10 protein-coding genes are annotated in these 14,911 nt (G+C 52.8%); 1 reads left to right on the top strand and 9 read right to left on the bottom strand.

The window, feature by feature from the left end; translation table 11 throughout:
- Window positions 1–163: 163 nt before the first annotated feature.
- The 5 genes from ACI4OH_RS08225 to ACI4OH_RS08205 form a co-directional block, all read right to left on the bottom strand.
- Entirely contained in the window at window positions 164–1,042 is an 879-nt protein-coding gene (locus tag ACI4OH_RS08225) for an ROK family protein (protein ID WP_435720836.1), read from the bottom strand.
- Window positions 1,043–1,073: 31 nt separating this feature from the next.
- Window positions 1,074–2,402: a glycoside hydrolase family 26 protein gene (locus ACI4OH_RS08220; protein WP_435720837.1), complete on the bottom strand. Its 1,329-nt coding sequence runs from the start codon at window positions 2,400–2,402 to the stop codon at window positions 1,074–1,076.
- 167 nt (window positions 2,403–2,569) lie between these two features.
- Window positions 2,570–3,523: a type I phosphomannose isomerase catalytic subunit gene (locus tag ACI4OH_RS08215; protein WP_432647100.1), complete on the bottom strand. Its 954-nt coding sequence runs from the start codon at window positions 3,521–3,523 to the stop codon at window positions 2,570–2,572.
- Between the two features lie 156 nt (window positions 3,524–3,679).
- On the bottom strand, window positions 3,680–6,340 hold the full coding sequence (locus ACI4OH_RS08210; RefSeq protein ID WP_439784580.1) for a glycosyl hydrolase: 2,661 nt from the start codon (window positions 6,338–6,340) through the stop codon (window positions 3,680–3,682).
- 106 nt (window positions 6,341–6,446) lie between these two features.
- Window positions 6,447–7,094 (bottom strand): hypothetical protein, encoded by a 648-nt coding sequence (locus ACI4OH_RS08205; protein ID WP_439784579.1) that lies wholly within the window; start codon window positions 7,092–7,094, stop codon window positions 6,447–6,449.
- Between the two features lie 378 nt (window positions 7,095–7,472).
- Here ACI4OH_RS08205 and ACI4OH_RS08200 point away from each other — a divergent pair, with 378 nt between their 5' ends.
- Window positions 7,473–9,074, top strand: coding sequence for an S-layer homology domain-containing protein (locus ACI4OH_RS08200; RefSeq protein ID WP_439784578.1), 1,602 nt, complete (start codon window positions 7,473–7,475; stop codon window positions 9,072–9,074).
- A gap of 125 nt (window positions 9,075–9,199) precedes the next feature.
- Here ACI4OH_RS08200 and ACI4OH_RS08195 read toward each other — a convergent pair whose 3' ends face one another.
- From ACI4OH_RS08195 to rodA, 4 genes are all read right to left on the bottom strand, one after another.
- Window positions 9,200–9,583 carry a VOC family protein gene (locus tag ACI4OH_RS08195; protein WP_439784577.1) on the bottom strand — a complete coding sequence of 128 codons (384 nt, stop codon included), beginning with the start codon at window positions 9,581–9,583 and terminating at the stop codon, window positions 9,200–9,202.
- Window positions 9,584–9,604: 21 nt separating this feature from the next.
- The gene (locus ACI4OH_RS08190; RefSeq protein WP_439784576.1) at window positions 9,605–11,047 is read right to left on the bottom strand and encodes an Rne/Rng family ribonuclease; all 1,443 of its coding nucleotides are present in this window, start codon (window positions 11,045–11,047) and stop codon (window positions 9,605–9,607) included.
- A 29-nt stretch (window positions 11,048–11,076) separates the two neighbouring features.
- Entirely contained in the window at window positions 11,077–13,740 is a 2,664-nt protein-coding gene (locus tag ACI4OH_RS08185) for a TIGR03960 family B12-binding radical SAM protein (protein WP_439784575.1), read from the bottom strand.
- Window positions 13,741–13,850: 110 nt separating this feature from the next.
- A partial coding sequence (gene rodA / locus ACI4OH_RS08180) for a rod shape-determining protein RodA (protein WP_439784574.1) occupies window positions 13,851–14,911 on the bottom strand: 1,061 nt, incomplete at its 5' end.

Here is a 14,911-nt window from a genome sequence, read left to right as displayed (position 1 = left end):
CACACATTCCTCTTAATAAGTTATATCATTTATTTAAATTATAGAGCATATCCGTTTTTTTTGCAAGAAAAATGAAATAAAAAATCATATTACGAAAACAGTACAAAAAATGCCGGCTGCAAAAGCAGCCGGCATACAGAGCAATATTTTATAAGGGCGCAGTTTATTTATGCTGCAAAAAATGATATACGGCACCGAGCAGGTTCGCATCGTTGCCAAACTTCGCCTGACGCACGTCAGGACGGACGCGGGCAATGCGGACTTTCTCGAGGATTTTATTGACGGCCGCATCGATGGCCGGCACAAAGTCTTCGCGTGCACTGATGCCGCCGCCGATGACAAAGCATTCAGGGTCGTACGAATACTGAATATTGTAGATGGCACGTGCAAGCTGCTCGATCATTTGTTTGATGGCGAGTTTGGCATCGGCATCGCCATCATCGGCCATGGCAAAGACCTTTTTGCCGTCAAGGCTGCCTGCGGCCGCCCCTTTCATCTGCTCACAATGACGTACCATATTTTCCGTTGAAGCTGCTTCGCTGAGAATCGTACCTTCCTCATCCACAACCATAAAGCCGAATTCGCCGCCATGAAGATGGGCGCCATGATGGATATGGCCGTTCTTGACGAGAGCGCCGCCAACGCCGCTGCCGATGACAAGAAAAGCCACATCCTTCTTGTCCTTAGCAGCACCGAGCCAGACTTCACCAAGGGCTGCACAGTTCGCATCGTTTTCCATCGTGACAGGCAGTTCAAGGATTTTTTCCAGAGCCTTCTTGATGGTAAAATCGTGGATATACGGGATGGCGCTGGCGCCCCCGATGATGCCGCGCTCGTCATCGACGGCACCGGGCATTGAGAACGCCGCACCGCGGATTTTATGCTCTGACGCCAATTTTTCTTTTACCTGCTGAAGCCCCTTATAAAAGCCTTCCAAATCCGCAGGTGTCTTGAATGAGCCTTTTTCACCGATGGTACCGTCTTTCTTGACCACAGCGTACTTGACGCTGCTGCCGCCCACATCGAATGCCAGAATTGCCATAATCCCTTCACCTCATTGTTTGTTCCAGATCTTATTTACCGAAAGCACGGTAGTCCGCAATGCCATCTGCGAACAGCGTGCCTTTTTCATTGTAGAAATTGACAAAGTCGTTGATCATCTCGTGGCCGCGCGTCTTGCTGACCATGTACGGCGCAAAGAAATTGTGCGGCAGTTTCTCGAAATTCGCCCACGTCATGAAATACGGGACATGATGTTTCTCGGCCACGGCCGCCACTTCGCTGAACCACTTCTTGTCCGTATTGCCCGAAACAGCCAAACTGCCGCCCTGACGCACGCCGGCCTCGGTCAGGGCAATGATTTTGCCATGCTTAGCTGCGGCCTGCTGCATGATGCCGAGAGACGTATCGAGATTCGTGAAATACTCCCCTGTCTGATTATCATCATAGGTGTCGATGCCCATAATGTCAACCCACGCATCGCCCGGGTAACGCGTCAGATAATCCTCTTCCGAGGTGAACGGGCCGTTTGGCGAATACGCATAGAGGAAGTTATGAACCCCCTTCTTATCGCGCAGATACGTAACCGTGTACTCCCAAAGTTTCTGGAAATCCTGTGCCGAAGTATTTTTCGCACCCCACCAGAACCAATAGCCATTATGTTCGTGCAAAGGACGGAAAATGACCGGAATCCCCTGTTTCTGCATGCGCAGGCCATAATCGGCCACCATATCGAGGTAGCCATTAAAAATCGTATTGAGGTCGCCGCCCGGCAGGATGCGGTGAGCGACATTTCCTTCCATTATATTCGGCGAATAACCGCTGTAGTCGACTTTGCCCGTGACCTTGGCCTTCTTGGCGACAAGGTCAAAATTCGGCATATGCATCGAAAGCGTCAGAATCGAACCTTCCTTAGCCGCTTTCGTCGTGATATCGACCATGCGGTCCACACAGGTCACGCCCATATTGGCCTCGACATCGGTAAGGCGCAGCTCATCGCCCGTAAACGAAAGGGCATCAAAGCCTGTCATGCCAGCCAGAGAGCCCGTGACATCCTTCGTATCGGACTCGCTGCCGCCCTCCGGACGGAACATCTTATGATGCGCGTCATTTTCATGACCGTAGATGACATAGCCGCTTTTGCCGACAGCATCGAGATAGCGGTAAAGACCGACAGCATCCTTCGTAGCCTTTTTATCAGCCGGCATGAGCTTTTCATTGACAAGCGGCGCGAGCTGCCCGATGGTTGGTGCTTCCGCCTTGGCCTTCGCTGCATCCGGCTGAGCCGTGCGTTCCACATAGGCTGGGTCATCGGCATCCGTCACTGGATTTGCAAACGCCGCTGCCGGCATCAGCGACAGGCAGGCGCAGGCTGCCGCAAGGCGTAAATACTTTTTATTCATCCTCATTTCCTCCCATTTTTAAGGTGTTCTTATTTTTCTCTCTTTTTCTATTATAGTAAAGCATTTATTTTATGTCAATAAAAACATGTCTTTTATTTTGAAAAGAGCTATAAAAATAGCAACAGCTTCCGAAAAGAAACTGCTGCCAGAAAAATGACAAAAGAACTTTAGACTTTACTGAGGATCAGGCTGGCTTCGCCCGTCAGGGTATAATGGCCAAGACCTGCCGGCAGGAAGGACGATTCGCCCTTCTTAAAGACGAGTTCGTCACTGCCGGCCTTGAGCGTCACTTCGCCCTCGAGCACCGTAAAGCTCTGGAACGAATCTTTGCCGGCCGTCAGATGGCTCGTGCCATCGACTTCGAGCTCATAAACCGTAAAGTATTCGCAGGCCGCCAGCAGGCGTGCCCTGGTCCCCTCAAAAATATCGAGCACGGCGTCAAGATGCGGACGTTCTTTGACAGGTTCGAGATTCGTCACATCAATGGCCTTCTTGACATGCAGCTCACGCGGCTTGCCGTCCTTGCCCACACGGCCGTAATCATAAACGCGGTACGTCGTGTTGGAATTCTGCTGAATCTCGCAGATGATGATGCCCTTGCCAATGGCATGCAGCGTGCCCGAAGCGATGAAGAAAACATCGCCTTTGTGCACAGGGACCTGATTGCAGACCTCGAGCAGTGTATTGTCGGCAATGCGCTTTGCAAACTCTTCCTTCGAAATCTTGTTCTTAAAGCCGTAAATCAGCGTGGCGCCCGGCTCACAGTCAACGATGTACCACATCTCCGTCTTGCCGAACTCGCCTTCAACGCGCATGGCGTAGTCATTGTCCGGATGCACCTGCACGGAAAGATTATCCTTGGCATCGATGAGCTTGATGAGCAGTGGGAAATACGGGAATTTCTTCGCATGCTCGCCAAGAACCTCAGGACCTGCCTCATCAAGATAAGCCTTGAGCGTGCGTCCGGCCTCAGGACCATTCTCGATGATGCTCATGCCGTCCTTATGGCAGGCGAGTTCCCACGATTCCGATACCTTGTCGAGATCCGTTTTCTTGCCGTAATCCGTCTTGAGTTTCGTACCGCCCCAAATATAGTCCTTGAGCGGCGCCTGCAGTTTCATTGGATACAAGTCCCTCATCCCCCTGTTTTAAGCAATCATGTGATTTCTCTTGTCTTCATTATAAGAGACAGCCCTGCTCGTGTCAATAATATTATATCTTTTAGTTTATAAAAAGATTACATATTTAAAAGAACTCGACAAAACATATATCTTTATTTATTTTACGGCATGGATATCGTCGAAATAAAAGTCCGACTCAACCGGTTCATCGCCAATTGTATTGCAGTAAAGGGCAAAATGCTGGATAGCATAGGTATCGAGTTTGCCGCCATTTTTCCCTTTGAACTCGCTGAACGGAATGGTCACAAGCTGCGGTTCTGTGCTGGCTGCGACATTCGTCAGATTGACTTCAAAATCTTCGCCGTTGCTGTTGAGCTGACAAATAAGCTTCTGAGCCTTGCCATCCGGCTTAACCCAGAACTTTACCCCTGTATAGGATGACCAGTCAACACCCTTGAGGCTCTTGATAATACCGGCATAACCGCCCTTCGTAATCTTATAATGATAGCGAAGTCCTGTTTCCCCTTCTTCATGTTCCCTGCTGAGCGTCACATCCACGCTGCAGCCGGCGCCGCAGTTCGTCGAATACGAGCCCTTGAGCAGTCCATTGTCACCGTAATAGTTCTCAAAATTGTCAACCATGGCAGGATTTGGTACCGGTGCCGGCATATTGTAGAGGACTTGTACGTCATCCGTCTGCTGCCCGTCGACCGTCAAAGCCACCCTGCCTACAGTTTTCCCCATGGCGGCGAGGTTATCGGCAGAAAGTTCTGCTGTCGCATAACCGTCCTGAATGGCTGCAGGAATCGTGGCTGCCGCTGTGCCGTCTTTGCGCTGCAGGATAAAAGCGGCATTCTGGCAGCTGCCTGTCAATTTTGCTTTGAGCTGGACCGGTGCTAAAATACGCGTCATGGCGTCCGGAGTGAGTAAATAGCCATCCTTAGCCATGGCCGACTCAATCTTGACATTGAGCTTGCCGTAATCGCCAATCTGTCCGGCAAAAATGGAATCCGGATCATTGTAGAACTTGATAAAATTGTTGACCATCTCATGACCGCGCTTATTGGTGACCATATACGGCTCATCGAAGTTATCCTCGCTGAAATTCGACCATGTCATGAAATAAGCCATCTTATGCGGGGAAATTTTCTTTAAAGCTTCCTCGAACCAGTCCGGACGCTGATTGCCTGTTTTGGCCAGTGCGCCGCCCTTATTGCCGACGAGGATGCCGGCTTCCGTGACAGCCGCAAGTTTATGATGAGCTGCAGCGAAATCGTCAACAACTTTCATCGTATCATCAAAACCCTTCATCCAGTCATCCTGTTTCGCCGGGTCGCGATGATACATATCAAAGCCGACAATATCGATATAGCCATCGCCCGGGTAACGTGAAGCATAATCGGCCGTATCGGCAAATGGACCGCCCGGAGAATAAGTATAGAGCAGATTGTGCAGCCCCTTCTTATCGCGCAGGTACTCTACCGTATAACGGTAAAGGTTCTTGTATTCGCTTGATGTGCAGTAAGCAGCGCCCCACCAGAACCAACTGCCGTTGTTTTCATGGAACGGACGGAAGACAATCGGAACATTGGCAGCCTGCAGACGTCCGGCAAAATCCGCGACCATGTCGAGATAGCCGTTGAACACGCCGTTGAGGTCGCCGCCCGGCAGAATGCGGCGCACGACATCCCCCGAAGTGACATTTGGCGAATACGTGCTGTAATCATACTTGCCATCGACCTTTGGCTTTTTCGAGACAAGGTCAAAATTTGGCATATGACAGGACATCGTGATGACGGCGCCTTTCTGTCCGGCCGGAATGACGAGATTGGCAAGTTTTTCCGCATACGTCACACCTGCCGCTTTTTCGGCATCCGTCAGCGAGAGCTCATCGCCCGTAAGCGCAAGACCGTCAACACCGATGACAGCGGACAAATCCCTGACCATATCATACGTATCCGACTTGCCCGGCAGAGTGCTGACTTTCTTGTGAAGCTCGTTTTGATGGCCGTAAAGCACGTACTGCGAATCGGCAATTCCCTTTAAATACGCATACATCTGGGCTGTGCGTTCCGAGGCTTTGCCATCGACAAGTTTGACATCTGCCGGCGTCGCCAGTGACGTTGGCTCTACCGTCTGCTGTTTGGCGACTTTTTCCGTCTTATTGACATAGCCGTCCGGCAGCTTGACATAATGGGCCGAAACCTTGCCTACATATACGGCTCCCTTATAATCCGTATTCGAGCCGACAATGCTGAACATGAAGTAATTGAGTTTTTCCTTGACCGGCTGGAACGCCACTTGGACCGTAACGACCTTCATGCCATTGCCGGCATCGCGTGCCTTGCTGAGGTCAATCTCTGGGGCAGTATTGATGACTTCTTTGCCGGAAGTATCTTTGGCATAGACTTTTGTCTTAAAAGAGCCGGCCGTCATAGCCTGGGGATTGAAATACAAATCATAGCTCAGTACGTTGCAGCCCGCAAGACTAATGGGGCTGTTCGCCGCCTTGGCGTATTCCAGTTTGACTTCCGACCAGCTCTGGTCTGCCGTCGGCGTGTAATCGAGATCAAGCTTAATTGTACCGCCGAATTCGTTTGACCAGTTCACAGCCGGTTTGCCCTTATAAGCCCATTTGCCGCCGTATTTCCAGCCCTCGAGGTCCTTCGTGAAATTCCAGCTCATGCCTTTCGCTGCGGCCTGTACCTGACTCTGGCAAAATGCCGGTGCATACTGCGGCACGACAGCCGGCACCGAAAAAATCATGCCCGCCGATAACGTCAGCGGGATGATTCTCTTCAAAAATCGATTCTGCATAGGGTTCCCCTCTTTTAAAAACAGCACATCATCGTTCATGTCATAATTCATGGTGCAAAAAGGCTGCCACGCGCTTCTGCCGTGACAGTCTCTTTTCATTGCCCGTTTACATCTGGAGATTGTTGATATACACATCTCCCTTATAGCCGGAGAGATAGCTGACGAGGCTGACTTCCAGATGACTGATCTTGCCCGAATACGTATCCATCAAAGGCACTTTGACATGAACACGCTTGAGGTTCGAGCCTTCGACTGGTTTTGCACGGCTCATGCCGATATCATCGGCGAGGTCGTTGATGACTTCATCATCCTTGTCGTCTTTGGCATAGACCTTGACCTTGAACACGCTGTCGCCGGAAATTTTCGCTGGGTCATAGTAAAGGTCAAACTCCACAACATTGCAGTTCGAGACGGAAATCGGTGCAGCCTTGGAAATCGTCGGGTCAGACAATTTGACTTCGCTCCAGGTCTCGTCCCTGTCCTTCGAGTAGTCGACCGTAAGCTTCAGCGAGCCGCCGAAAGCCGGGTCATACACAGCCGAGGCCGTGCTGTCGTAATTGTAATTGCCGAAATACTGCCAGGCACCAATGCTCTTCGAGAAATCCCACGTCTTTGTGATGGCAGCCGAAGCAACGGCCGGCGCCAGCGGCGTATGTTCCAAAGCCGGCAGGTTCGCTCCCGGAACGGCAAAGCTCACAGCCATGGCTGCAGAAAGAACCAACGGCATTGTTTTCTTTAAAGATGACAAACGCATGACAAACACTCCTTATACCCTATCATGATTTTCCTGATATTTACTATACTTGAGAATTCCTTCATCGTCTTTTTTATCGATTACATTATACATATTGACCGTTCTTTTGTCAATAAAAAGATATTACTTTTATTTCTAAATAAAATTTTATTTATATTTCCTTCCATATAAGGCCGCATTTTCCTCCCCTTATTCAGCTGTTAAACAGATGTTTTTAGTTTTAAAAAGATATATTTTATGTTGACAATCCGCACGACTTTATTGTATTATCTGAATAAGCAATAAACTGCAAGGGATAAACAGATTATTGCTGTATGAGAATTTCTATTGTTCCTTAGTCATTCTATACAGAGAAGAGAAACCTTAGGGGGAAAGACGATGAAGAAGAAACATATGCTTGCCGCCGCTATGTCGGCACTGGTCGTAACCTCGGCCAGCTCCTGCTTTGCTGCAGCCAATCCATTTTCCGACGTTCCGGCAGACCACTGGGCCTATGATGCTGTGAGCCAGCTCGCCAAAGACGGCGTCATCGAGGGATACGGTGACAGCACGTTCCAGGGCAATAAGAAAATTACGCGCTACGAAATGGCGCAGATGATCGCCAAGGCCATGGCCAAGCAGGATATCAGCAGTACCGACAAAGCACTCATTGATAAATTATCTTCCGAGTTCAGCGATGAACTCAATAACCTCGGCGTCCGCGTCGCCAACCTCGAACGCAATTCCGACAATGTCAAGTGGTCGGGCAGCTTCATGCAGAAGTATCAGAAGAAATATCAGGCCTACGATGATAATAAACAGCGTAAGTCGGGCGGCTCTCCCTGGTATGAAAAAGAATTCGACCTCAATATGGCTGCCAAGATTCCGGGCAGTGACTGGACGGCACATGCTGCCATCGTAACGAAATGGGGGTCCGACGGTTCGGGCGGCTCGAAAGGACAGGGTTTTAACGACGAGCGCGATATCCCGGATACATGGAACGGCGGCGATTCCCGCTCCAATGAAAACCGCCTCGATAAGGTCTGGGTCGAAGGCAATCTCGGCAAGACCGGTCAGTACGTCAAACTCGGTGACTTCCAGCCTTGGACTATGAATGGGTTTGTCAACGATGCCAACGTCAAAGGTGCTTCGGCCGAACACTGGGGCAAAAATTATGCCACGCATATCTTCGGCGGCCGTCTCGATGTCAAAGACTGGGATATGGGCGTAGGCTCCTCTCTCGTTGACTGGAACGGTACATGGAATGGCTGGGTCGATGGTACAGACGGAACAGTTGCCAAGCAGACTTATAAACTAAAAGACGGCAATTACTACGGCGACTTCGTCCGCAAACACGATGCCACCGTAACGCGTTACACGACGTTCACCAAAAAAAATGCCTGGGGCGGGAAAGATAACGCTGGCTGGAATGATTCCAGCACCACCAACAAGTGGGAAGGCAATATCGGTGCCGATAATGGCGAAGATTACAATACGGGCAATTTTACGCCGCATCGCAAGGATATCATGGGTGCCGTCTTTGACTACACGTTCAATAAAAAAGTCAACGGCAGCCTCGGTTACTATGGGTTCCGTTCCGCAGCTTACGACGGCGACTGGCTCCATATCGGCGCTGGTCTCCTGAATTACAAACTCGTGCGCAACCTCAACCTCGAGATGATGTATGCTCATGGCAATCAGGGCGGCCATGACAATGCCTGGAACATTGAGCTGCAGTTCCGCGGCAATCCATGGATTCCGGCCGACCGCAGCCACCTCTTTGGTGCGTACCTTGGCTACCGCTACCTCGGTCCGGATGCCCTCATCAAGTCGAACTTCGGCGATGGCGCGGACGAAGGCCAGAAAGGCTGGGAAGCCGGCATGTTCTACAACCTCATGAAGAACTGCCAGTTCACGCTCAAGTACTTCAACGGCAAGTCCATTACCTTCAACAACGAGAAGCGTTCCAAAGTCTTTACGTCCATCGGCTGGAATTTCTAAACATCCCCCATTTGAAAATTTCCCAACACTTTATAAGAACTTCCTTACCTCAGAATATAACCTCAGAAAAAAGAAGCCCGTCAGGCATCTCCCCCGATGCCTAACGGGCTTCTTCGTTTTCCAATTTATACATCCGCATAATGGCAAAGCTCTACGAGATTGCCATCCGGGTCCCGCAAATAAATGCTCTTCATATCACCCCGAGCACCATGCCGCTCCACGGGGCCCAGCACAAATGCGGCGCCTTTTCTGCGAAGCTCCTGCTTCAGCGCCTCGATATCATCCTCAACCACCAGACAAAAGTCAAGACTGCCCGCCTGTGGTTTCTGTGCCGCCGGCAAAAACTCCGCTGGCTTCTGATGGATATTGATTTTTGACCGACCAAAGAACAGTGCATACCGCCCATTCTTTTCTTCCACGCGCATGCCGAGCACATCGCGGTAAAAATGAAGGCACGCAGTCAGGTCTTTCGTCGTCAGCACAAAATGGTCAAGCGATTTGATTTTCATAGTATCATTCCTTAGAACATCTCAGCTCTGCTGCAGAATCGTGTAATTTTCCGGATGCATCCCCGGCACAACGGTGACTTTGATGTCGGTGCCGAATTCGGCGGCGAGGTTCATCATGAGCTGATTCTGGCGCAGTTCTTCGGCGACGGTCTCGTGGACTTCGATTTCGTAGCCCTCGCGTGCGTGGGATTTGCGTTCCATGCGGCGGATGTCGCGGCTGATGCGGATGGAGACGGTCTCTGGAGACTCGATGCGGCCGCGGCCGTGGCAGGTCGGGCAGTCGCTGTAAACGATACTCTCGATATTCTGGCGCGATTTTTTGCGCGTGATTTCGACGAGGCCGAGACTCGTGATGTCGACAATATTCGTCTTCGTGCGGTCGTGTTTGACCTGATTGCGCATATACGTCAGCAGTTCTTCCTTCTGCTCCTCTTTTTCCATGTCGATGAAGTCGACAATGATGATGCCGCCGATGTCGCGCAGGCGAATCTGCTTGAGGATTTCCGCGGCTGCTTCGAGATTCGTCTGATAGACAGTATCGCCAAGGTTTGTCTTACCGACGTATTTGCCCGTATTGACATCGATGACAGTCAGGGCCTCGGTCTTATCGATGACGAGGAAGCCGCCCGACTTGAGCTCGACTTCGCGCGCCCCGAGTTTGTCGATTTCCTCTTCAATATGATAGGCCTTGAAAATCGGCGTTTTCTCGTCGTAATAGCGAATGCGGGAGACCAGTTCCGGTGAAATGGCCTCGACGAGATTCCGGATACGCTGGTAGCCCTCCTGGCTGTCAATGACCAGCTCGTCGATATCCGCGGTAAAGCGGTCGCGCACGAGGCGGATGAGCAAATCGGCATCGCGGTAAAGCAGCGACGAGCCCTTGCTCTTGAGTTTATAACGCGCGAGGATGGATTCCCAGAGGCGCACAAGATAGCGCACATCGGCCGCGAGGTTCTCCTCACTCTGGCCGGCAGCGACCGTGCGGATGATGAGCCCCATGCCTTCAGGGCAGATGCGTTCGGCAATGGCGTGGAGTCTGGCGCGCTCCTCCTCGTCCTCAATACGTCGCGACATGCCGATATAGGCGGCCGTCGGCATCAGGACGACATTGCGGCCCGGCAGCGAGATATGCATCGTCGCGCGCGGCCCCTTTGTGCCGATGGCATCCTTGACAATCTGAATGGGCAGACTCTGCCCGATGTGAATGCGCGTATTCTGCGGCATAGATTTTATCGTGTCGTGCGGCAGGCCGTCCCCTATATATAGGAAAGCATTTTTGCCCGTGCCGATGTCGACGAACGCGGCCTGCATGCCGGGCAGGACGTTCTGCACACGGCCTTTATAGATATTGCCGACAAGATGGGAATGCGAGGAACGCTCCACCTCCACCGCCTCGAGTTCGCCGTCTTCCAGCAGAGCCATGCAGGTCTCCTCGGGCACCATATTCACGATGATCGATTTCATAACGTCACCCCATTCCTCTCTTCCAAAAATCAGACTAAATCGATGAGCTTTTTCCCCTTGCCGAAAATCCCCTGACGCTCAATCAAGGCCTCGGCCGGATTGACAGCGAGCCCGAAATCCTTCGCGATAAGCGAGAGAACCTCGAGCGGCTTGACGCTGCCCGACTGCGTAATCGTGATGTCCATGGTCAGTTCGAGCTGGCCATCGTTTAAGGCAAAGGCAATCGGCTGTTTCATGTACTGCTTCGTCTCGATATCGCGCGTCTTTTTCGGCGTCACGCGGTGCCAGACGGCGGTCTCAGCCTCTGCGTAAGCCTTGAGACTGGCTTTCACGGCAGCCTCTGTGCCGGCATACGGCACGTGCAGTTTGTAGACAGCCTCATCGGCCTCGGACATCAGGGCCTTGTGCTTGCCCTTGATTTCACGCAGCTTCAGGAGTTTCGCTCCCGGCGGCAGCTCGTTCTGCAGGCGGTCGAAGATTTCCGGCTGGCAGAGCGGCTTCGTGAGTTCAAAGTCCATGTATTCGGACGCACTCGTGACGCCGAGCGACAGGGCCGAGGCAAACGCGACTTTCATATGCGGGTTGAAGCCCTCCGAATAGGCCATCGGCAGCTTCGCGCGGTCAAAGGCTCGCAGGAAGAGGTTCGCATAATCGAGATGCGAAACGTAGCGGAGTTCCTCGCCCTTCGTGATTTCTGCACGCCACGCATAGAGATGACGCTGACGGCCCGGCCCCTTCGGGTCGTGCTCTGCAGCCTGTTCCTGCGTTCCGGCAGTTTCTTTTTCCTCTGCCAGAGCAGACTTCTCGGCCAAAGCGGCTTTTTCCTGCTGTTCACGCGCATCTTCCTGTTTCTTGTAGTCGATGACATGCACGCCGAGGTTTGGGCAGATGCCGCAGGCCGTGCAGCGTCCGCGGCGGCAGTCCTCGGTGAGATTCCCGCGCATCGCATGATGCCATTCCCGCAGCAGAAATTCCTGATTGACGCCCGGCGACGTGATGAGCCATGGCAGCGGCTCGTTGAAATTGCGCATGCGCATGTTGTAATAGCCCATGTCTACACCGCATTTCCGGAAGGCCTCATGCCAGACATCGTCGCGGTAAAGGTCGGACCAGCCATCGAATTTCGCGCCATCCTGCCAGGCCTGATACAGGACTTTGGCGAGGCGGCGGTCACCGCGCGCGAATACCCCCTCAATGACAGAAAGGCGTGCATCATGGTAATTGAACGTAATCGCGCGGTCCGTGATGTTTTCTTTCAGCAGCTGCTGGCGGCGCTGAAATTCCTCAATCGGCAGCTGGCCAAACCACTGGAACGGCGTGTACGGCTTCGGCACAAAGCAGGCCACGGAAATCGTGACCTTGCAGCCGCGTTTGCCCTTGATTTCGGTGTAGAGGTCAACGACTTTCTTTGCGAGCTTCGCGATGCCGATGACATCCTCGTCGGTCTCCGTCGGCAGGCCCATCATGAAGTAAAGCTTGACCTGTTTCCAGCCCTGACGGAACGCCGCACCGCAGGCCTTCATGAGATTCTCTTCCGTCACGCCCTTGTTGATGACATCGCGCAGACGCTGTGTGCCGGCCTCCGGCGCGAACGTCAGGCCCGATTTTCTGACCTGCTGCATCTTATGGGCAAGGTCGATGGAGAAACTGTCAATGCGCAGGGACGGCAAAGAGAAGCTGACTTTCTCATCCCTGAAATCGTCCATGAGGTCATCGACAAGACGGCCGAGGCAGGAATAGTCGGCCGACGACAAAGACGTCAGACTCATCTCGTCGTAGCCCGTCGCGTCGACGAGACCGCGCGCCATTTTGCGCAGATTTTTCTCCGTGCGCTCACGGGCCGGACGGTAGCAGATGCCCGCCTGACAGAACCGGCAGCCGCGCGAGCAGCCGCGGAAGAGTTCGAGCATGATGCGGTTGTGCACGATATCCATATACGGCACGACAGGATGTTCGACGGAGCTCACTTCGTCCATATCCTTGACCACGCGCTTATAAATGACTGACTTTGCCTCATCAGCGAGCGGGCGCAGGTCCTTGTAATTGCCCTCTTCGTCGTATTCGGCCTCGTAGAACGATGGCACATAGATGCCGTCCACCTGCAGCAGGCGTTTGAGGAAGCCGCGGCGGCCGCCCGGACGGCCGTCTTTTTTCCACTGCATCAGGGCATCGGATACTTCGACAATGACCTCTTCGCCCTCACCGATGATGAAAAAGTCGAAGAAGTCGGCAATCGGCTCAACATTGTAGACGCACGGACCGCCGCCGACGATGAACGGCATATCCTCACCGCGGTCTTTTGCCCAAAGGGGAATGCCCGCGAGGTCGAGCATATTGAGCACGTTCGTGTAAATCATCTCATACTGCAGCGAGAAGCCGACAAAGTCGAATGCCGAGATTTCCGTCTTCGTCTCGAGCGAAAAGAGCGGCATCCGGCGTTTGCGCATCTCTGCTTCCATGTCCGTCCACGGCGCGTAGACGCGTTCGGCGGCAATATCCTCGCGGCGGTTGAGGATTTCATAAAGGATGGCTAAGCCGAGATTGCTCATGCCCACTTCATAGACATCCGGCAGGGCAAGAGCCCATGTGCAGCCGACTTTCGTGTGGTCCTTGATGACCGCATTCCACTCGCCGCCCGTATAGCGCGACGGCTTGAGGACGGACTGCAGCACTTCGTGTTCGAGTCGTACCATTGTTTCCTCCGTTTTCTCTCCATAATATATGTACGATATAACTAGCTAAAAAAGAAAAAGCCCTCCCCTCTTCGGGAATCGAAACAGGGAAGGCCGGGCCCAAGGCCCATTTAAAAGACGAGTTTCTGTTTGCGCCGTTCTATGTTCAAGAGAATGGCAATCGACATGATGTTCGTCGTCAGCGAGCTGACGCCATAACTCATGAGCGGCAGCGGGATACCCGTGACCGGCATGATGCCCATCGTCATGCCGACGTTGACGAGCACATGGAAGGCCAGCATCGACGTGATGCCGACGGCCAAGAGGCGCCCGAACGTATCGCCCGCATCACGTGCCGTCACGATGCCGCGCCAAAGTACCACGAGGTACAGCAGCAGCAGGAACGTCACGCCGACAAAGCCGAGTTCCTCGCCGACTACGGCGAAAATAAAGTCCGTGTGGTTCTCCGGCAGGAAGTTCAGCTGGCTCTGCGTGCCGCCGAACAGGCCCTTGCCGAACAGCATGCCCGAACCGATGGCAATTTTTGACTGGATGATGTGATAGCCAGAACCCAGCGGGTCAACATTCGGGTTCATGAAAACCGTCAGGCGCATTTTCTGGTAATCCTTGAGGAAATGCCAGAACAGTGGGAACGCCGCGATGCCTGCGGCGAAAATGCCGGCGAGCAGTTTCTTATTGATGCCCGCCGCATAGACCATGCCGAAGAATATCGCCATGAAGACCAGCGACGTGCCGAGGTCAGGCTGCTTGAGGACCAATAGGAACGGCAGGCCGACATACGCCGCGACAGGCAGCAGCTCCCGTATGCTGTTGAGCTTGCCGACTTTGTCATCGAGCATCGTCGCAATCGAGATGATCATGATGAGCTTCGAGAATTCCGACGGCTGGATGCTGATGGGGCCAATCGTAATCCAGCGCTGGGCACCGAGGGCCGACTGACCGACGGCCATGACGGCGACCAGCAGAATCAGGTTGAAGATGTAGAGCTTATTGCCATAGCCCTGCAGCACCTTGTAGTCAAAATTCATCAGGAACGCCGCCAAGGCGATATTGACAAGCGCGAAGATGCCCTGACGCTGTACATACCAGTAGCGTTCCTCGCTCGGTGTATTGATGTGCGTCGCACTGCCGATGATGACGAGGCTCATGATGATGATGGCCGCCGTCGCAG

The organism is Mitsuokella apri, assembly GCF_051886055.1.
Classification (GTDB): domain Bacteria; phylum Bacillota; class Negativicutes; order Selenomonadales; family Selenomonadaceae; genus Mitsuokella.
The sequence above is the reverse complement of the archived record's forward strand: the minus strand, read 5'-3'. Positions and strand labels throughout refer to the sequence as shown.